The sequence below is a fragment of the Streptococcus mitis genome (genome assembly GCF_965111725.1).
In the GTDB taxonomy this organism is placed as follows: Bacteria; Bacillota; Bacilli; order Lactobacillales; family Streptococcaceae; genus Streptococcus; species Streptococcus mitis_DV.
The window spans coordinates 257,161-274,784 of the sequence record NZ_OZ217341.1; the positions used below are offsets into that span (position 1 = coordinate 257,161).

Below are 17,624 nucleotides of genomic sequence, written 5' to 3' on the forward strand. Positions count from 1 at the left end.
GGAGAAACCTATGTCTCAATACAAGATTGCTCCGTCAATTCTGGCGGCAGATTATGCCAACTTTGAACGTGAAATTAAACGCCTAGAAGCAACTGGGGCAGAGTATGCCCATATCGATATTATGGATGGTCATTTTGTACCACAAATCAGTTTTGGTGCGGGTGTGGTCGAAGCTCTTCGCCCTCATAGCAAGATGGTCTTTGACTGCCACTTGATGGTAGCTAATCCAGAGCATCATTTAGAAGACTTTGCGCGTGCAGGTGCGGATATCATCAGCATCCATGTGGAAGCAACGCCCCATATTCATGGTGCCCTCCAAAAAATTCGTTCACTCGGAGTTAAGCCTTCAGTTGTTATCAATCCTGGTACACCAGTTGAAGCGATTAAGTATGTGCTTCATCTAGTTGACCAAGTCCTAGTCATGACAGTTAACCCTGGATTTGGTGGGCAAGCCTTTCTACCAGAAACCATGGATAAGGTCCGTGAGTTGGTTGCCTTTCGTGAGGAAAAAGGTTTGAAATTTGAAATCGAAGTGGATGGCGGGATTGATGATCAAACTATTGCCCGAGCCAAAGAAGCTGGTGCGACCGTTTTTGTAGCAGGTTCCTATGTCTTTAAGGGAGAAGTCAATGAGCGAGTACAAACTCTCAGAAAACAACTGGACTAGGGTTGCAGTTTTTGCAGGCGGAGACCGCGGACATTATCGGACAGATTTTGATGCTTTTGTCGGTGTGGATCGAGGCTCGCTCTGGGTTTTAGAGGAAAAACTTTCTCTTGCTCTAGCGGTTGGGGATTTTGATTCTGTGACCGAAGAAGAGCGAGAGGTGATTCAAAAACGTGCCCAGCATTTTGTTCAAGCCCGACCAGAAAAAGATGATACTGATTTGGAATTGGCTCTCTTGACTATCTTTGAACAAAATCCTCAGGCTGAGGTTACTATTTTCGGTGCTTTGGGTGGTCGTATTGATCATATGCTGGCCAATGTCTTTCTGCCTAGCAATCCCAGGTTGGCACCTTATATGCGCCAGATAGCGATTGAGGATGGGCAAAATTTGATTGCCTATTGTCCAGAAGGGACCAGTCAGCTTGAACCCCGTTCAGACTACGACTATCTAGCTTTTATGCCGGTTCGGGATAGCCAGCTGACCATTCTTGGAGCCAAGTATGAGTTGACAGAGGAAAATTTTTTCTTTAAAAAAGTGTACGCTTCTAACGAATATATAGATAGGGAAGTGTCGGTGACTTGCCCAGATGGCTATGTGGTCGTGCTGCATAGCAAGGACAGGAGGTAGGATGGAAAGTTTACTTGTTCTATTATTGATTGCCAACCTAGCTGGACTTTTTCTGATTTGGCAAAGACAGGATAAGCAGGAAAAACATCTGACCAAGATTTTGGAGGATCAGGCAGATCACTTGTCAGACCAGTTGGATTACCGCTTTGAACAAGCCAGACAAGCCAGTCAGTTAGATCAAAAAGATTTGGAAGTGGCTGTCAGCGACCGTTTGCAAGAAGTTCGAATGGAATTGCACCAAGGTCTGACGCAAGTCCGTCAAGAAATGACAGATAATCTCCTCCAAACCAGAGACAAGACCGACCAACGTCTCCAAGCCCTGCAGGAATCAAATGAGCAACGTTTGGAACAAATGCGCCAAACAGTCGAGGAAAAACTAGAAAAGACCTTGCAGACGCGCTTGCAGGCCTCCTTTGAGACAGTTTCCAAGCAATTGGAGTCTGTCAATCGTGGCCTTGGAGAAATGCAGACAGTTGCCCGCGATGTCGGAGCCCTCAACAAGGTTCTCTCTGGAACCAAAACGCGAGGAATTCTGGGAGAATTGCAACTGGGGCAAATCATTGAGGACATCATGACCCCTGCCCAGTATGAACGAGAATACGCAACGGTTGAAAACTCTAGTGAACGAGTGGAGTATGCCATCAAGTTGCCTGGACAGGGTGACCTGGAATACGTCTACCTACCAATTGACTCTAAGTTTCCACTGGCAGATTATTACCGCTTAGAAGAAGCCTATGAAGCGGGTGACAAGGACGAGATCGAACGCTGTCGTAAGTCGCTTCTAGCCAGCGTCAAACGCTTTGCCAAGGATATTAAGAGCAAGTACATAGCACCGCCTCGGACGACCAATTTTGGAGTTTTGTTTGTTCCGACAGAAGGACTCTACTCAGAAATTGTCCGCAATCCGGTCTTCTTTGATGATTTGAGACGGGAGGAGCAGATTATTGTCGCAGGTCCAAGTACCCTATCAGCCCTTCTCAATTCCCTATCAGTTGGTTTCAAAACCCTCAATATCCAAAAGAGTGCCGACCATATCAGCAAGACCCTTGCCAGCGTCAAGACTGAGTTTGGCAAGTTTGGGGGGATCTTGGTCAAGGCACAGAAACACCTCCAACACGCCTCTGGCAATATTGATGAACTATTAAACCGTCGTACCACAGCTATCGAGCGGACGCTCCGTCACATTGAGTTATCAGAAGGTGAGCCTGCGCTTGATCTACTCCATTTCCAAGAAGATGAGGAAGAATATGAAGATTAGTCACATGAAAAAAGATGAGCTGTTTGAAGGCTTTTACCTAATCAAATCAGCTGACCTGAGGCAAACTCGAGCTGGGAAAAACTACCTAGCCTTTACCTTCCAAGATGATAGTGGCGAGATTGAAGGAAAACTCTGGGATGCCCAACCTCATAACATTGAGGCCTTTACCGCAGGTAAGGTTGTCCACATGAAAGGACGCCGAGAAGTTTATAACAATACCCCTCAAGTCAATCAAATTACTCTCCGCCTGCCTCAACCTGGTGAACCCAATGATCCGGCTGATTTCAAGGTCAAGTCGCCAGTTGATGTCAAGGAAATTCGTGACTATATGTCGCAAATGATTTTCAAAATTGAAAATCCTGTTTGGCAACGGATTGTCCGAAAGCTCTACACCAAGTATGATAAGGAATTCTACTCTTATCCAGCTGCCAAGACAAACCATCATGCCTTTGAAACGGGCTTGGCCTATCATACGGCAACCATGGTGCGCTTGGCAAATGCCATTAGCGAAATCTATCCTCAGCTCAATAAGAGCCTGCTTTATGCAGGGATTATGCTGCATGACTTGGCTAAGGTCATCGAGTTGACGGGACCAGACCAGACCGAGTACACGGTGCGAGGTAATCTTCTTGGACATATCGCTCTGATTGATAGCGAAATTACCAAGACAGTTATGGAACTCGGCATTGATGATACCAAGGAAGAAGTCGTTCTGCTTCGTCACGTCATCCTCAGTCACCACGGCTTACTTGAGTATGGAAGCCCAGTCCGTCCACGCATTATGGAAGCAGAGATTATCCATATGATTGACAATCTGGATGCAAGCATGATGATGATGTCAACAGCTCTGGCTTTGGTGGATAAGGGAGAGATGACCAATAAAATCTTCGCTATGGATAATCGTTCCTTCTATAAACCAGATTTAGATTAACAATTTAAGAAAAATGAGCATTTTTTAGGATAAGAATGTTCGTTTTTTTATGTAAATATGGTATAATAAGTAAAAGACAAAAATGAATACTCTTCGAAAATCTCTTCAAACTAGGGTAGTATCGCCTTGTCGTATGTATATATGCAGGTATATTACAGGATTTGTCAGTTCTATCGACAATCTCAAAACAGTGTTTTGAATCACCAGCGACCAGCTTTCTAGTTTGCTTTTTGATTTTTTGAATAAAAATGGAATAGGAAATAGAAATGAAATTAAGAAGAAGTGATCGGATGGTTGTCATTTCCAACTATTTGATTAATAATCCTTATAAACTAACTAGTCTCAATACTTTTGCTGAAAAGTATGAATCTGCTAAATCATCCATCTCAGAGGATATCGTGATTATCAAACGCGCCTTTGAGGAAATCGAAATTGGTCACATCCAGACTGTAACTGGGGCTGGCGGAGGTGTTATCTTTACACCGTCTATTTCGAGTCAGGATGCTAAGGAAATGGTTGAAGACTTGCGTGCCAAGTTGTCAGAAAGTGACCGTATCTTGCCAGGTGGTTATATCTACCTGTCTGATTTGCTTAGTACACCAGCTATCTTGAAAAATATTGGTCGCATTATTGCCAAGAGCTTTATGGACCAAAAAATTGACGCGGTTATGACAGTAGCGACTAAGGGTGTTCCACTTGCAAATGCAGTTGCCAATGTCCTCAATGTTCCTTTTGTTATTGTGCGCCGTGACTTGAAAATTACCGAAGGTTCAACAGTCAGCGTCAACTATGTTTCAGGTTCAAGTGGTGACCGCATTGAGAAAATGTTCCTTTCAAAACGTAGTCTCAAGGCAGGTAGCCGTGTCTTGATTGTGGATGACTTCTTGAAAGGTGGCGGAACGGTCAACGGGATGATTAGTCTCTTGCGTGAGTTTGATTCAGAATTAGCAGGTGTAGCCGTCTTTGCGGACAATGCCCAAGAAGAACGTGAAAAGCAGTTTGACTACAAGTCACTCTTGAAGGTAACCAATATTGATGTCAAGAACCAAGCCATCGATGTTGAGGTTGGTAATATCTTTGACGAAGATAAATAAGAGATAGAACTAAAGGTTGGAACGATTGTCCCAGCCTTTCTTTGCAAATAGAATAGAAGGAAGCTTATGAAAACACCATTTATCAATAAAGAAGACTTAGAAGAGATTATTGCCGAGTTCCCGACTCCCTTTCACTTGTATGATGAGAAGGGGATTCGTGAGAAGGCAAGGGCTGTCAACCAAGCCTTTTCGTGGAACAAGGGCTTTAAGGAATATTTTGCAGTAAAGGCTACTCCAACCCCAGCTATCTTGAAAATTCTTCAAGAGGAAGGGTGCGGTGTGGACTGCTCTAGTTATGTGGAGCTTTTGATGAGCCATAAACTAGATTTCCCTGGTTCTGAGATTATGTTCTCTTCAAACAACACGCCAGACAAGGAATACGCCTATGCACGTGAATTGGGTGCTACCATTAACTTGGATGCCTTTGAAGATATTGAACATCTGGAGAGAGCAGCAGGCATTCCAGAAATCATCTCATGTCGTTACAATCCTGGAGGCGTTTTTGAACTGGGGACAGACATCATGGACAATCCTGGAGAAGCCAAGTTTGGCATGACCAAGGACCAGCTCTTTGAAGCTTTTGCTATCTTGAAGCAAAAAGGAGCTAAGACTTTTGGGATTCACTCCTTTCTAGCATCCAATACCGTCACCCATCTCTATTATCCAGAGTTGGCGCGTCAGCTTTTTGAATTGGCTGTTGAAATCAAGGAAAAGTTGGGTATTTCACTAGACTTTATCAATCTTTCTGGCGGTATTGGAGTCAACTATCGTCCTGAGCAGGAGCCAAATGATATTGCCTTGATTGGTGAGGGGGTTCGTAAGGTTTATGAAGAGGTCCTTACGCCAGCAGGTCTTGGTCAGGTCAAGATTTTTACCGAATTGGGTCGTTTTATGTTGGCACCTCACGGTACTTTGGTCACAAGAGTCACTCATAAGAAGAAAACCTACCGTACCTATCTAGGTGTGGATGCATCAGCAGTCAACCTCATGCGTCCAGCTATGTACGGAGCTTACCATCATATTACTAACGTGACCCATCCAGATGGACCAGCTGAAGTGGTAGATGTGGTTGGTTCACTCTGTGAAAACAATGATAAATTTGCAGTCAATCGCGAACTGCCTCATACAGAAATCGGTGATTTGCTGGTCATTCATGATACAGGTGCCCACGGTTTTTCAATGGGCTACCAGTACAACGCCAAACTTCGTTCTGCGGAAATCCTCTATACCGAAGAAGGCAAAGCCCGTCAAATCCGCCGTGCAGAGTGCCCTGAGGACTACTTTGCAACCTTGTATGGCTTTGATTTTGAAGAATAAAATGATAAGTCATTGAAAATGAAATTGAAAAACAGATTGCTTTCTAAAAAATAGGCAAAAATCTTGTTTTTCCTTCAAGTCGTGATATAATAAAACTATAAAACGTTTTCAAGGAAGGTAACGATATGTCTGAAGAAACAATTGATTATGGACAAGTGACAGGAATGGTGCATTCGACAGAAAGCTTTGGGTCAGTAGATGGGCCTGGTATTCGCTTTATTGTCTTTTTGCAGGGCTGTCACATGCGTTGCCAGTATTGCCACAACCCGGACACTTGGGCTATGGAGTCCAATAAGTCACGTGAACGGACGGTAGATGATGTCTTGACAGAGGCCTTGCGCTACCGCGGTTTCTGGGGAAATAAGGGTGGGATTACAGTCAGTGGAGGAGAAGCCCTCTTGCAGATTGATTTCTTGATTGCCCTCTTTACCAAGGCCAAGGAACAAGGAATCCACTGTACCTTGGATACCTGTGCCCTTCCTTTCCGTAATAAACCACGTTACCTTGAAAAGTTTGACAAGCTCATGGCTGTCACTGACTTGGTTCTTTTGGATATCAAGGAAATCAACGAAGAACAGCACAAGATTGTTACTAGCCAAACCAATAAGAATATCTTGGCCTGTGCCCAGTATCTATCAGATATTGGAAAACCTGTCTGGATTCGCCACGTGCTAGTTCCAGGATTGACAGACAGAGATGATGACTTGATTGAACTTGGGAAGTTCGTCAAGACCCTCAAAAATGTTGATAAGTTTGAAATTCTACCTTATCATACCATGGGTGAGTTCAAATGGCGTGAATTGGGAATTCCTTATTCACTCGAAGGGGTCAAACCACCAACAGCAGATCGCGTTAAGAACGCTAAACAACTCATGGATACCGAAAGTTATCAAGACTATATGAAACGTGTACATGGATAAAAAAGAAGCCTGATGGGAACATCGGGCTTTTGATACTCAATGAAAATCAAAGAGCAAACTAGGAAGCTAGCCGCAGGTTGCTCAAAGCACTGCTTTGAGGTTGTAGATAGAACTGACGAAGTTAGCTCAAAACACTGTTTTGAGGTTGTGAATAGAACTGACGAAGTCAGTAACCATACCTACGGCAAGGCGAAGCTGACGTGGTTTGAAGAGATTTTCGAAGAGTATGACTTGTAAAAAAGACTTAGCAAACTAGCTAAGCCTTTTTCTTCTTATCTCGAACGTTGTTTTCCAGCGTTGCGATTTTTGTGTTTTTTCTTGCTTGTGATAGCAGTTGGTTGTTCAGGAGTAACGTCTTTTCGTCCACTTGGTGTAGAGAAAGCACTTGCTTTTGGTGGGTTCTTGGCTAGTTCTTCACGGACTTTTTTGCGAAGTTTTGGACGAACGATATAGTTGACGATAAACTGTTGGAGAATCATCATGAAACCACCGACAACCCAATAAAGTGTGACACTAGCTGGTGAGATGAGGGAGAAGCCGGCAATCATGACTGGGCTCACGTAAGCCATTTTTTTGATTTGATCTCTTTGCGTTTCATCTTCTACTCCGTGAAGTGAAAGGAGTGATTGAAGATAGTAAAGGACACCAGCGCAGGCAGCCAAAATCATACTTGGAGAGCCTAGAGGGATGCCTAGGTAGCTTGCTTGAGCAACACCTTCAGTATGTTGGGCAGTAAAGTAGATGGCAGAGAAGAAAGGCATTTGAAGGAGGAGAGGGAAACATCCTACACCACCAAACATACTGATGCCATGCTCTTTTTGAGCAGCAAAGAGAGCTTGTTGGGCTTCGAGTTTTTCTTCTTGAGTAGTTGCTTCCTTGAGACGCGTTTGGTGTGGCTCAAGGACGTGCTTGAGGGCGTTCATCTTTTCAGAGTGAAGCGTTGCCTTCCATGATTGGTAGATACCAAGTGGCAAGATAATCAAGCGCACGATAATGGTTACGATAATGATAGCGACACCAAAGCCTAGACCTTTATCATTGGCGAAGTACTTGATAGCTTCAGCCATAGGCGCTCCGAAAGTATTCCAAATGACTCCTGTTGGCTGGCCTGTGGTTTTATCGACATTGACACAGCCAGTCAAGACAAGCAACATAGCCACTCCCATAGCTGAGAGTGCAAAACGTTTAATAGATTTCACTGTTTTTATTCCTTCTTTAAAAATTATACCTTTCTATTCTACTGTTTTTTTACAAAATATACAATAGTTCTGGAGACCTAATTTGCGATTTTAAAGTCAGAGTAGGGAGGAAAGTTGCTCAGTTTGACATCTAAGTAGCTGACTTTTGAAAAAGGTGTTGGTCCTTTGCGGATTTCTTGGATAAATTTTGCCATGATAGCAGATGAGTCTGCTTGGGCTAAAATTTCCACTGTTCCATCGTCGTTATTCCATACTCGACCTGTGATGCCACCAATTTCAAGTGCCAGGCTATAAACACCCCAACGAAAGCCGACTCCCTGCACCCTACCTTGAGCAATCATTCTAACCTTTTGCATACCAAACCCCTTTGATTGTGTTATAATATTTCTATGACTATTATAACCTCAAAAGCCAATTCTGTGGTAAAAAATACCAAGAAATTACACCAAAAAAAATACCGCAAGACAGCCTACTTGATTGAAGGCTGGCACTTGTTTGAAGAAGCTGTCCAAGCTGGAGTGACGATTGAGAAAATCTTTGCCTTAGAAAATTACCGAGATCAGTTAGCCTCGTTTCCGCAAACTGTCTGGGTTTCAGAGGATATTTTACTAGATTTGGCGGATTCTCAGACTCCACAGGGAATTGTTGCTGTGGTTCAAAAAGAAGAAGTAGGGCAAGCTGACTTTAGTCAGGGCAAGTTCTTGTTTTTGGAAGATGTGCAAGATCCTGGTAATGTGGGAACTATCATTCGGACTGCGGATGCAGCAGGTTTTACTGGAGTAATTGTTTCAGATAAATCGGCAGACATCTACAGTCTCAAGACCTTACGTTCCATGCAAGGCAGTCATTTTCATCTGCCTATTTACCGGATGTCAAGTCAAGCGCTTCTTGACGAAACTAAAAAGGCAGCTATCCCAGTGCTGGCAACAACCCTATCTAAAGATTCTGTTGATTACAGAGAACTGCCTCCTATAGAAAATTTTGTACTAGTCATGGGAAATGAGGGGCAAGGAATTAGTCCCCTCATGGCTGAAAGTGCAGACCAGTTGATCCATATTAGCATGAAGGGGCAGGCCGAGAGTTTGAATGTTGCGGTTGCAGCCGGTATTTTAATCTTCCATTTAAGCTAATTTTAACTTTTTTTGTTATAATCAAGGAAAGATGTTCATAGAAAAGGAGAAAAGATGAATCACACTATTATTCACGACCGTGCAGGTCTCAATCAATTTTACGCTAAGGTTTATGCCTTTGTTGGTCTGGGAATCGGACTATCTGCTTTGGTATCAGGTCTTATGTTGACGGTCTTTCAGTCTCAGTTGGTTTACTTTTTGATGCAGGGGCGTCTCTGGTTGACCATTGCTACTTTTGCGGAGTTGGCCTTGGTTTTCGTTGCCAGTAGTATGGCTTCAAGGAATAGTCCAGCGGCTCTTCCAGTATTTTTACTTTACTCCGTTTTAAACGGCTTTACCCTCAGTTTTGTGGTGGCTTTCTATACTCCGGGTACAGTTTTATCTGCCTTTGTATCAAGCGCCCTTCTCTTCTTTGTCATGGCGGCAGTTGGTATCTTTACCAAGAAAGATTTGAGTGGGCTTGGTCGAGCGATGATGGCAGCTCTCATCGGTTTACTGATTGCTATGGTAGTCAATATTTTCTTGGCTAGTGGCTTCTTTGATTATATGATTAGCGTGGCCATGGTTTTGGTTTTCTCAGGGTTGATTGCTTGGGATAACCAAAAGATTCGCCTTGCCTATGAACAATCACAAGGTCGTGTAGCGACAGGTTGGGTTGTGTCAATGGCTCTCAGCATCTATCTTGATTTTATCAATCTTTTCCTAAGTATTCTACGTATCTTCGGTCGCAATGACTAGAAGGTCCATGACATCAGTGTTCCAAGGAGCACTGATTTTTTATATTTTCTCTTTTCTTTTCTTGGAAATAGGTGTATAATACGTTTATTAAATTTTTGAGGAGTAGCCTATGAAGAAAAGTTTCATCCACCAACAAGAAGAAATTTCCTTTGTCAAAAACACTTTTACCCAGTATTTGAAAGATAAGTTAGAAGTTGTCGAAGTTCAAGGTCCTATCTTGAGCAGGGTCGGCGACGGGATGCAGGACAACTTATCAGGTGTGGAGAACGCCGTATCGGTCAAGGTTCTCCAAATCCCTGATGCTACTTATGAAGTGGTGCACTCCCTTGCTAAATGGAAACGCCATACCTTGGCTCGTTTTGGTTTCGGTGAAGGTGAGGGTCTTTTCGTCCACATGAAGGCCCTTCGTCCAGACGAAGATTCGCTGGATGCGACCCACTCTGTTTATGTTGACCAGTGGGACTGGGAGAAGGTTATCCCAAATGGTAAGCGTAACATCGCTTATCTAAAAGAAACAGTTGAGAAGATTTACAAGGCTATTCGCCTTACTGAACTAGCTGTTGAAGCTCGCTATGACATCGAATCAATCTTGCCAAAACAAATCACTTTTATCCATACAGAAGAGTTGGTAGAACGCTACCCAGACTTGACACCGAAAGAACGTGAAAATGCTATCTGTAAAGAATTTGGTGCTGTTTTCTTGATTGGTATCGGTGGGGAATTACCAGACGGTAAACCGCACGATGGACGTGCACCAGACTATGATGACTGGACAAGCGAGTCTGAGAATGGCTACAAGGGTCTGAATGGCGATATTCTTGTCTGGAATGAGTCTTTAGGTGGAGCCTTTGAGCTATCTTCTATGGGAATCCGTGTAGATGAAGAAACGCTTCGTCGTCAGGTTGCCATTACAGGTGATGAAGACCGCTTGGAATTGGAATGGCACAAGGCTTTGTTGAATGGTCTATTCCCATTGACAATCGGTGGAGGAATTGGACAATCTCGTATGGCCATGTTCCTACTTCGCAAGAAACATATCGGAGAAGTGCAAACAAGTGTTTGGCCTCAAGAAGTCCGCGATACTTACGAAAATATTTTATAGAGAATCGAACCGTAAGGTTCGGTTTTCTTTCTCTTTTCGCCCATAATTTGGTATAATAAACGATATGAAAATCGTATCAGGAATCTATGGGGGACGTCCCCTCAAGACACTAGAAGGAAAGACGACAAGACCAACTTCGGATAAGGTTAGGGGAGCTATTTTTAACATGATTGGTCCCTACTTTGAAGGTGGACGAGTCTTGGACCTGTATGCAGGTAGTGGTGGTTTATCTATCGAGGCAGTATCGCGTGGCATGTCCAGCGCTGTTTTGGTGGAGCGAGACCGTAAGGCTCAGGCTATCGTGGCTGAAAATATTCAGATGACCAAGGAAGTTGGGAAATTTCAACTCCTCAAGATGGACGCAGAAAGGGCATTGGAACAGGTATCTGGGGAATTTGACCTCATTTTCTTAGACCCTCCTTATGCCAAGGAACAAATCGTAGCAGATATTGAAAAAATGGCTGAGAGAGCGCTTTTTTCTGAAGATGTCATGGTCGTGTGTGAGACGGATAAAGCCGTTGAACTTCCAGAAGAAATTGCCTGTCTTGGTATCTGGAAGGAAAAGATTTATGGAATTAGTAAGGTGACAGTCTATGTCAGATAAGATTGGCTTATTCACAGGCTCATTTGATCCGATGACAAATGGGCATCTGGATATCATTGAACGGGCTAGCAAACTCTTTGATAAGCTCTATGTCGGTATTTTTTTTAATCCCCACAAACAAGGATTTCTCCCTCTTGAAAATCGTAAACGGGGACTAGAAAAGGCTTTGAAGCATTTGGAAAATGTTGAAGTCGTGTCTTCTCATGATGAATTGGTGGTTGATGTAGCAAAAAGACAGGGGGCTACTTGTCTAGTGCGTGGTTTGAGAAATGCGTCGGATTTGCAATATGAAGCCAGTTTTGATTACTACAACCATCAACTGTCTCCTGATATAGAGACCATTTATTTACATAGCCGACCTGAACATCTCTATATCAGTTCATCAGGCGTTAGAGAGCTTTTGAAGTTTGGTCAGGATATTGCCTGCTATGTTCCTGAGAGTATTTTGGAGGAAATAAGAAATGAAAAAAAAGATTAGATGGCCCTTATATGTCATTGCGGCCTTGATTGTGACTTTCTTGGCATTTGTAGTGCCCTTGCCCTACTATATAGAGGTTCCAGGTGGTTCGGAAGATATTCGCCAAGTCCTTAAAGTCAATGACACAGAAGATAAGGAAGCTGGTGCCTATCACTTTGTTACGGTTGGTGTCCAGCATGCCACATTAGCTCATATGGTTTATGCTTGGTTGACGCCTTTTACAGATATTCGTAGTGTCCAGGAGACCACAGGTGGAACTTCCGATGTAGAATTTATGCGGATCAATCAATTCTACATGCAAACATCGCAAAATATGGCCAAGTATCAAGGTCTAAAAACAGCTGGTAAGGATATCGAACTCAAGTACTTTGGGGTTTATGTCTTGAATGTGACGGATAATTCAACCTTTAAAGGGATTCTCAATATCTCTGATACGGTCACAGCAGTCAATGATCAGACCTTTGATAGTTCCAAAGACTTGATTGATTACGTCAGTTCTCAAAAATTAGGGGACTCCGTCAAGGTCACCTATGAAGAGGATGGGCAAACCAAGTCTGCAGAAGGAAAGATTATCAGCTTGGAAAATGGAAAAAATGGGATTGGAATCGGCTTGATTGATCGTACAGAGGTAATCAGCAATGTCCCAATTAGTTTTTCAACAGCTGGTATCGGCGGTCCAAGTGCAGGTCTTATGTTTAGTTTAGCTATCTATACCCAAATAGCTGACCCTGGTCTTCGTAATGGTCGTATCGTTGCCGGTACAGGAACTATTGACCGCGATGGCAATGTGGGGGACATTGGAGGTATTGATAAGAAAGTTGTAGCTTCGGCTAGAGAAGGTGCTGCGATTTTCTTTGCCCCGGATAACCCTGTTAGCGAAGAAGAACAAAAAGCGCATCCGGATGCTAAAAACAACTACCAAACAGCCCTGGAAGCAGCTAGAACAATCAAGACAGATATGAAAATTGTGCCAGTTAAAACCCTACAGGATGCAATTGATTACTTGAAAAACAATCCCTAATTTCTAAGGGAAGTTTCCAAACTAGCGCACAAACAGAGAAGATGGTATAATAGTCAAATGGTTCAATTATTATTCACTCTAAGCAGTCACATGCTCTTTATTTATGTGAGTTTTTACCTTTTAAAGGATCTTGTTAGATGGGAAAAGGTTTTAAAAGTGACAACTGAGAATACAGGAAAAGTTCGTTTACTAGTAGCCTTTTTCAGCATTGTCATGGGCTACATCCTGAGTTCTTTCTTTATCAGCCTGTATCAGTTGTGGCAAGAAGCGCTTAGAGGATTATTATAAAATCAAGAGTAAAGGAAACGAGTATGGACAAAATTGTGGTTCAAGGTGGCGATAATCGTCTGGTAGGAAGTGTAACCATCGAAGGAGCAAAGAATGCAGTCTTGCCCTTGTTGGCAGCGACTATTCTAGCAAGTGAAGGAAAGACAGTCTTACAGAATGTACCGATCTTGTCGGATGTCTTTATTATGAATCAGGTGGTTGGTGGTTTGAATGCCAAGGTTGACTTTGATGAGGAAGCCCATCTTGTTGAGGTGGATGCTACTGGCGACATCACTGAGGAAGCCCCTTATAAGTATGTCAGCAAGATGCGCGCCTCCATTGTTGTATTAGGGCCAATCCTTGCCCGTGTGGGTCATGCCAAGGTATCCATGCCAGGTGGTTGTACGATTGGTAGTCGCCCTATTGATCTTCATTTGAAAGGTCTAGAAGCTATGGGGGCTAAGATTAGTCAGACAGCTGGTTATATCGAAGCCAAGGCTGATCGCTTACATGGTGCCCATATCTATATGGATTTCCCAAGTGTTGGTGCTACTCAGAACTTGATGATGGCAGCGACGCTGGCTGATGGGGTCACAGTGATTGAAAATGCTGCGCGTGAGCCTGAGATTGTTGACCTAGCCATTCTCCTTAATGAAATGGGAGCCAAGGTCAAAGGTGCTGGTACAGAGACTATTACCATTACTGGTGTTGAGAAACTTCATGGTACGACTCACAATGTAGTCCAAGACCGTATCGAAGCAGGAACCTTTATGGTAGCTGCTGCCATGACTGGTGGTGATGTCTTGATTAAAGACGCTGTTTGGGAGCACAACCGTCCCTTGATTGCCAAGTTACTTGAAATGGGTGTTGAAGTAATTGAAGAAGACGAAGGAATTCGAGTACGCTCTCAACTAGAAAATCTAAAAGCTGTCCATGTGAAAACCTTGCCTCATCCAGGATTTTCAACAGATATGCAGGCTCAATTTACAGCCTTGATGACAGTCGCAAAAGGCGAATCAACCATGGTGGAGACAGTTTTCGAAAATCGTTTCCAACACCTAGAAGAAATGCGACGCATGGGCTTGCACTCGGAAATTATCCGTGATACAGCTCGTATTGTTGGTGGACAGGCTTTGCAGGGAGCAGAAGTTCTTTCAACTGACCTTCGTGCCAGTGCAGCCTTGATTTTGACAGGTTTGGTAGCACAGGGAGAAACTGTGGTCGGTAAATTGGTTCACTTGGATAGAGGTTACTACCGATTCCATGAGAAGTTGGAGCAGCTAGGTGCTAAGATTCAGCGGATTGAGGCAAGTGATGAAGAAGAATAAGAAATCAAGCTACGTAATCAAGCGTTTACTTTTAGTTATTTTGGTACTGATTTTAGGGCTTCTAGCCCTAGGAATCGGCTTAATGGTCGGCTATGGAATCTTGGGCAAGGGTCAAGATCCATGGGCTATCTTGTCTCCAGCAAAATGGCAGGAATTGATTCATAAATTTACAGGAAATTAGGCTGGGAGACCAGCCTTTTTATAAAGATAAGGAGAAATATGAACAAAAAAACAAGACAGACACTGATTGGCTTGCTAGTGTTATTGCTCTTATCTGCGGGGAGCTATTATATTAAGCAGAATGAACTAGGCAATCAGGCTGCTAAGACAAAAATAAGTCAGAAAAGTCAATCACCAGACGCGCCTGGTCAAGAATTGGCGGAAAGTGTCTTAACAGATGCAGTCAAAAGCCAAATAAAAGGGAGTCTGGAGTGGAACGGGGCTGGTGCTTTTATCGTCAATGGTAATAAAACAAATCTAGATGCTAAGGTTTCAAGTAAGCCCTACGCTGATAATAAAACAAAGACAGTGGGCAAGGAAACTGTTCCAACCGTGGCTAATGCCCTCTTGTCTAAGGCTACTCGCCAGTACAAGAATCGTGAAGAAACTGGAAACGGTTCGACTTCATGGACTCCTCCAGGTTGGCATCAGGTTAAGAATCTAAAGGGCTCTTATACCCATGCCGTTGATAGAGGGCACTTGTTAGGCTATGCCTTAATCGGTGGCTTGGATGGTTTTGATGCCTCGACAAGCAATCCTAAAAACATTGCTGTTCAGACAGCCTGGGCAAATCAGGCGCAGGCCGAGGATTCGACTGGTCAAAACTACTATGAAAGCAAGGTGCGTAAGGCCTTGGATAAAAACAAGCGTGTCCGTTACCGTGTAACCCTTTACTACACTTCGAACGAGGATTTAGTTCCTTCAGCTTCACAGATTGAAGCCAAGTCTTCAGATGGAGAATTGGAATTTAATGTCCTAGTTCCCAATGTTCAAAAGGGACTTCAACTGGATTATCGAACTGGAGAAGTCACTGTTACTCAGTAAAATACAAAATAAACTCCTATGTCACTTATGGATATAGGAGTTCTTTTTTGGACAATTTAAGTAGAACTAGAATAGACACTGAGAAAAAATAATATGTACTGAGCTAATTTTTGTGATATAATAAGTGACAAGATACTATTTTAGGAGAAGAACTATGGAAGACCCAAGTAGTCAGAATTTGTTGCTACAATTTGTTTTATTGTTTATCTTGACGGTATTAAATGCCTTTTTCTCAGCCACAGAAATGGCCATGGTTTCTCTTAATCGTGCGCGGGTTGAACAAAAGGCGGAAGAAGGAGACAGACGCTACATCCGCCTGCTGAAGGTACTAGAAAATCCTAACCACTTTTTATCAACCATTCAGGTAGGAATCACTCTGATTACAATCTTATCAGGGGCGAGTTTAGCTGATACTCTAGGACGTGTGATTGCCTCTTGGCTTGGGAATGGCGAAACAGCACAAGCCGTGGCAACTTTTCTATCCTTGGCATTTTTGACCTATATTTCCATCGTTTTTGGGGAATTATATCCTAAGAGAATCGCTCTTAATCTAAAGGATGCCTTGGCCATTCGTACAGCGCCGGTTATCATTGGGATCGGAAAACTAGTCAGTCCTTTTGTTTGGCTTTTAGCTGCTTCTACCAATTTCTTGAGCCATTTGACTCCTATGTCATTCGATGATGCGGATGAAAAGATGACCCGTGATGAAATTGCCTATATGCTGACAAATAGTGAAGAAACATTGGATGCTGATGAGATTGAGATGCTACAAGGTGTCTTTTCGCTCGATGAACTGATGGCACGAGAGGTTATGGTTCCTCGGACAGATGCTTTTATGGTGGATATTCAGGATGATAGTCAAAGCATTATCCAAAGTATTTTAAAACAAAATTATTCTCGTATCCCGGTTTATGATGGGGATAAGGACAATGTGATTGGAATCATTCACACCAAGAGTCTCCTTAAGGCTGGTTTTGTGGACGGTTTTGATAATATTGTTTGGAAGAAAATTTTACAAGATCCACTTTTTGTACCTGAAACTATTTTTGTGGATGACTTGCTAAAAGAATTGCGAAACACCCAAAGACAAATGGCAATCTTGCTGGATGAATACGGTGGGATGGCTGGTTTGGTGACCTTGGAAGACCTTTTAGAGGAAATTGTTGGTGAAATTGATGATGAAACGGACAAAGCAGCAATAGATGTTCATCAGATTGGCGAGGATACCTACATTGTTCAAGGAACGATGACCCTCAATGATTTCAATAATTACTTTGATGTTGAACTGGAAAGTGATGACGTTGATACCATCGCTGGTTATTATTTGACAGGAGTGGGGACTATTCCGACGACTGAGAAACTCAGCTATGAATTGGTCAGCCAAAACAAACAACTTATCTTAACCAATGATAAAGTGAAAAATGGACGTGTTACCAAGGTAAAAGTCCAAATTACCGAAGTTGAAATAGAAGAAGAAACAGAGTAAACTAGAGGCTTTTGTCACCAGGCGTGATGAAGCTTTTTTCAGTTTCAAAGGTTCTTTAATGATTTATAGCAAAGAGTACGAGAGACTGGAGTCTATTTCGGTTAATTCATAGGGAAGTCGTATTCTGGGAAAACTCAGCCCCAAAATTTTTGTAAGTTATCCGTATTTATCCGAAGAAAAAATAAAAAAGCCCTTTAAATTGGACTTTCTATTCATCTGATACCTAACAAATCAGGTTATAGAAGGCGGTAGACGGATTTGAACCGACGATCAAGCTTTTGCAGAGCCGTGCCTTACCACTTGGCTATACCGCCTTAACGTTTCTTATTATACCTTGAAAATCATTCTCAGTCAATAGTTTTTTCAGTTTTTTGTACCATAGTGTGATTCGAATGTGATGCCAAGTTTTCTATAG

The 17,624-nt window shown here is 42.9% G+C and carries 21 protein-coding genes and 1 tRNA gene; 19 read left to right on the top strand and 3 right to left on the bottom strand.

Features of this window, described 5'->3' with window-relative positions; genetic code table 11:
• The first annotated feature begins 10 nt into the window (after positions 1 to 10).
• From rpe to ACLV7Q_RS01405, 8 genes are all read left to right on the top strand, one after another.
• Positions 11 to 667 carry a ribulose-phosphate 3-epimerase gene (gene rpe / locus ACLV7Q_RS01370; RefSeq protein WP_218757225.1) on the top strand — a complete coding sequence of 219 codons (657 nt, stop codon included), beginning with the start codon at positions 11 to 13 and terminating at the stop codon, positions 665 to 667.
• Positions 630 to 1,292 (top strand): thiamine diphosphokinase, encoded by a 663-nt coding sequence (locus ACLV7Q_RS01375; protein WP_218757224.1) that lies wholly within the window; start codon positions 630 to 632, stop codon positions 1,290 to 1,292. Before rpe ends, ACLV7Q_RS01375 begins: the two co-directional genes overlap by 38 nt.
• Position 1,293: 1 nt before the next feature.
• Positions 1,294 to 2,550 carry a DNA recombination protein RmuC gene (rmuC, locus tag ACLV7Q_RS01380; protein ID WP_218757223.1) on the top strand — a complete coding sequence of 419 codons (1,257 nt, stop codon included), beginning with the start codon at positions 1,294 to 1,296 and terminating at the stop codon, positions 2,548 to 2,550.
• On the top strand, positions 2,540 to 3,481 hold the full coding sequence (locus ACLV7Q_RS01385; protein ID WP_218757222.1) for a 3'-5' exoribonuclease YhaM family protein: 942 nt from the start codon (positions 2,540 to 2,542) through the stop codon (positions 3,479 to 3,481). Before rmuC ends, ACLV7Q_RS01385 begins: the two co-directional genes overlap by 11 nt.
• A 266-nt stretch (positions 3,482 to 3,747) precedes the next feature.
• The gene (gene purR, locus ACLV7Q_RS01390; RefSeq protein ID WP_023943469.1) at positions 3,748 to 4,575 is read left to right on the top strand and encodes a pur operon repressor; all 828 of its coding nucleotides are present in this window, start codon (positions 3,748 to 3,750) and stop codon (positions 4,573 to 4,575) included.
• Between the two features lie 66 nt (positions 4,576 to 4,641).
• Positions 4,642 to 5,892: a diaminopimelate decarboxylase gene (locus ACLV7Q_RS01395; protein ID WP_218757221.1), complete on the top strand. Its 1,251-nt coding sequence runs from the start codon at positions 4,642 to 4,644 to the stop codon at positions 5,890 to 5,892.
• Positions 5,893 to 6,017: 125 nt separating this feature from the next.
• The gene (gene pflA, locus ACLV7Q_RS01400; RefSeq protein ID WP_001288289.1) at positions 6,018 to 6,812 is read left to right on the top strand and encodes a pyruvate formate-lyase-activating protein; all 795 of its coding nucleotides are present in this window, start codon (positions 6,018 to 6,020) and stop codon (positions 6,810 to 6,812) included.
• Positions 6,813 to 6,851: 39 nt separating this feature from the next.
• Positions 6,852 to 7,049 (top strand): hypothetical protein, encoded by a 198-nt coding sequence (locus ACLV7Q_RS01405; protein WP_225904695.1) that lies wholly within the window; start codon positions 6,852 to 6,854, stop codon positions 7,047 to 7,049.
• 35 nt (positions 7,050 to 7,084) lie between these two features.
• Here ACLV7Q_RS01405 and yidC read toward each other — a convergent pair whose 3' ends face one another.
• The gene (gene yidC, locus ACLV7Q_RS01410) at positions 7,085 to 8,011 is read right to left on the bottom strand and encodes a membrane protein insertase YidC (RefSeq protein ID WP_054388445.1); all 927 of its coding nucleotides are present in this window, start codon (positions 8,009 to 8,011) and stop codon (positions 7,085 to 7,087) included.
• 77 nt (positions 8,012 to 8,088) lie between these two features.
• Positions 8,089 to 8,367 (bottom strand): acylphosphatase, encoded by a 279-nt coding sequence (locus tag ACLV7Q_RS01415; RefSeq protein WP_001174613.1) that lies wholly within the window; start codon positions 8,365 to 8,367, stop codon positions 8,089 to 8,091.
• A 33-nt stretch (positions 8,368 to 8,400) separates the two neighbouring features.
• Between ACLV7Q_RS01415 and ACLV7Q_RS01420 the strand changes: the two genes are divergently transcribed.
• The 11 genes from ACLV7Q_RS01420 (at position 8,401) to ACLV7Q_RS01470 (ending at position 17,209) form a co-directional block, all read left to right on the top strand.
• The gene (locus ACLV7Q_RS01420) at positions 8,401 to 9,141 is read left to right on the top strand and encodes a TrmH family RNA methyltransferase (protein ID WP_218757220.1); all 741 of its coding nucleotides are present in this window, start codon (positions 8,401 to 8,403) and stop codon (positions 9,139 to 9,141) included.
• 54 nt (positions 9,142 to 9,195) lie between these two features.
• Complete coding sequence (locus tag ACLV7Q_RS01425; RefSeq protein WP_001016914.1) at positions 9,196 to 9,879, top strand: Bax inhibitor-1/YccA family protein; 684 nt, start codon at positions 9,196 to 9,198, stop codon at positions 9,877 to 9,879.
• Between the two features lie 109 nt (positions 9,880 to 9,988).
• Positions 9,989 to 10,981, top strand: a complete 993-nt coding sequence (gene asnA, locus ACLV7Q_RS01430; RefSeq protein WP_000748003.1) for an aspartate--ammonia ligase — start codon at positions 9,989 to 9,991, stop codon at positions 10,979 to 10,981.
• A gap of 64 nt (positions 10,982 to 11,045) precedes the next feature.
• Positions 11,046 to 11,585 (top strand): 16S rRNA (guanine(966)-N(2))-methyltransferase RsmD, encoded by a 540-nt coding sequence (gene rsmD / locus ACLV7Q_RS01435; RefSeq protein ID WP_218757219.1) that lies wholly within the window; start codon positions 11,046 to 11,048, stop codon positions 11,583 to 11,585.
• Complete coding sequence (gene coaD / locus ACLV7Q_RS01440) at positions 11,575 to 12,063, top strand: pantetheine-phosphate adenylyltransferase (protein ID WP_218757218.1); 489 nt, start codon at positions 11,575 to 11,577, stop codon at positions 12,061 to 12,063. The genes rsmD and coaD overlap by 11 nt, the downstream gene beginning before the upstream one ends.
• Positions 12,047 to 13,084, top strand: coding sequence for a SepM family pheromone-processing serine protease (locus tag ACLV7Q_RS01445; protein WP_218757217.1), 1,038 nt, complete (start codon positions 12,047 to 12,049; stop codon positions 13,082 to 13,084). The genes coaD and ACLV7Q_RS01445 overlap by 17 nt, the downstream gene beginning before the upstream one ends.
• 57 nt (positions 13,085 to 13,141) lie before the next feature.
• Positions 13,142 to 13,372 (top strand): DUF1146 family protein, encoded by a 231-nt coding sequence (locus tag ACLV7Q_RS01450; RefSeq protein ID WP_000250395.1) that lies wholly within the window; start codon positions 13,142 to 13,144, stop codon positions 13,370 to 13,372.
• Positions 13,373 to 13,395: 23 nt separating this feature from the next.
• Positions 13,396 to 14,679 (top strand): UDP-N-acetylglucosamine 1-carboxyvinyltransferase, encoded by a 1,284-nt coding sequence (gene murA / locus ACLV7Q_RS01455; RefSeq protein ID WP_218757216.1) that lies wholly within the window; start codon positions 13,396 to 13,398, stop codon positions 14,677 to 14,679.
• On the top strand, positions 14,666 to 14,860 hold the full coding sequence (locus tag ACLV7Q_RS01460; RefSeq protein ID WP_050236587.1) for a DNA-directed RNA polymerase subunit beta: 195 nt from the start codon (positions 14,666 to 14,668) through the stop codon (positions 14,858 to 14,860). Before murA ends, ACLV7Q_RS01460 begins: the two co-directional genes overlap by 14 nt.
• A 38-nt stretch (positions 14,861 to 14,898) precedes the next feature.
• A complete protein-coding gene (locus ACLV7Q_RS01465) occupies positions 14,899 to 15,723 on the top strand; it encodes a DNA/RNA non-specific endonuclease (RefSeq protein ID WP_218757215.1) in 825 nt (274 codons plus the stop codon).
• Positions 15,724 to 15,877: 154 nt separating this feature from the next.
• The gene (locus tag ACLV7Q_RS01470) at positions 15,878 to 17,209 is read left to right on the top strand and encodes a hemolysin family protein (protein ID WP_218757214.1); all 1,332 of its coding nucleotides are present in this window, start codon (positions 15,878 to 15,880) and stop codon (positions 17,207 to 17,209) included.
• A gap of 243 nt (positions 17,210 to 17,452) precedes the next feature.
• On the opposite strand, the gene ACLV7Q_RS01475 is transcribed toward ACLV7Q_RS01470, so the two are convergent.
• A tRNA-Cys gene (locus ACLV7Q_RS01475) sits at positions 17,453 to 17,523 on the bottom strand.
• Between the last annotated feature and the right edge of the window lie 101 nt (positions 17,524 to 17,624).

Excerpts from the sequence above, each read along its gene's own strand:
- rsmD (WP_218757219.1), top strand. The coding sequence starts at position 11,046 with ATGAAAATCGTATCAGGAATCTATGGGGGACGTCCCCTCAAGACACTA.
- ACLV7Q_RS01445 (WP_218757217.1), top strand. The coding sequence starts at position 12,047 with ATGAAAAAAAAGATTAGATGGCCCTTATATGTCATTGCGGCCTTGATT.
- asnA (WP_000748003.1), top strand. The coding sequence starts at position 9,989 with ATGAAGAAAAGTTTCATCCACCAACAAGAAGAAATTTCCTTTGTCAAA.
- rpe (WP_218757225.1), top strand. The coding sequence starts at position 11 with ATGTCTCAATACAAGATTGCTCCGTCAATTCTGGCGGCAGATTATGCC.
- ACLV7Q_RS01405 (WP_225904695.1), top strand. The coding sequence starts at position 6,852 with ATGAAAATCAAAGAGCAAACTAGGAAGCTAGCCGCAGGTTGCTCAAAG.
- murA (WP_218757216.1), top strand. The coding sequence starts at position 13,396 with ATGGACAAAATTGTGGTTCAAGGTGGCGATAATCGTCTGGTAGGAAGT.
- ACLV7Q_RS01450 (WP_000250395.1), top strand. The coding sequence starts at position 13,142 with ATGGTTCAATTATTATTCACTCTAAGCAGTCACATGCTCTTTATTTAT.
- ACLV7Q_RS01415 (WP_001174613.1), bottom strand. The coding sequence starts at position 8,367 with ATGCAAAAGGTTAGAATGATTGCTCAAGGTAGGGTGCAGGGAGTCGGC.
- ACLV7Q_RS01465 (WP_218757215.1), top strand. The coding sequence starts at position 14,899 with ATGAACAAAAAAACAAGACAGACACTGATTGGCTTGCTAGTGTTATTG.
- ACLV7Q_RS01395 (WP_218757221.1), top strand. The coding sequence starts at position 4,642 with ATGAAAACACCATTTATCAATAAAGAAGACTTAGAAGAGATTATTGCC.
- ACLV7Q_RS01460 (WP_050236587.1), top strand. The coding sequence starts at position 14,666 with ATGAAGAAGAATAAGAAATCAAGCTACGTAATCAAGCGTTTACTTTTA.
- ACLV7Q_RS01375 (WP_218757224.1), top strand. The coding sequence starts at position 630 with ATGAGCGAGTACAAACTCTCAGAAAACAACTGGACTAGGGTTGCAGTT.
- ACLV7Q_RS01425 (WP_001016914.1), top strand. The coding sequence starts at position 9,196 with ATGAATCACACTATTATTCACGACCGTGCAGGTCTCAATCAATTTTAC.
- purR (WP_023943469.1), top strand. The coding sequence starts at position 3,748 with ATGAAATTAAGAAGAAGTGATCGGATGGTTGTCATTTCCAACTATTTG.
- ACLV7Q_RS01420 (WP_218757220.1), top strand. The coding sequence starts at position 8,401 with ATGACTATTATAACCTCAAAAGCCAATTCTGTGGTAAAAAATACCAAG.
- rmuC (WP_218757223.1), top strand. The coding sequence starts at position 1,294 with ATGGAAAGTTTACTTGTTCTATTATTGATTGCCAACCTAGCTGGACTT.
- ACLV7Q_RS01470 (WP_218757214.1), top strand. The coding sequence starts at position 15,878 with ATGGAAGACCCAAGTAGTCAGAATTTGTTGCTACAATTTGTTTTATTG.
- coaD (WP_218757218.1), top strand. The coding sequence starts at position 11,575 with ATGTCAGATAAGATTGGCTTATTCACAGGCTCATTTGATCCGATGACA.
- pflA (WP_001288289.1), top strand. The coding sequence starts at position 6,018 with ATGTCTGAAGAAACAATTGATTATGGACAAGTGACAGGAATGGTGCAT.
- ACLV7Q_RS01385 (WP_218757222.1), top strand. The coding sequence starts at position 2,540 with ATGAAGATTAGTCACATGAAAAAAGATGAGCTGTTTGAAGGCTTTTAC.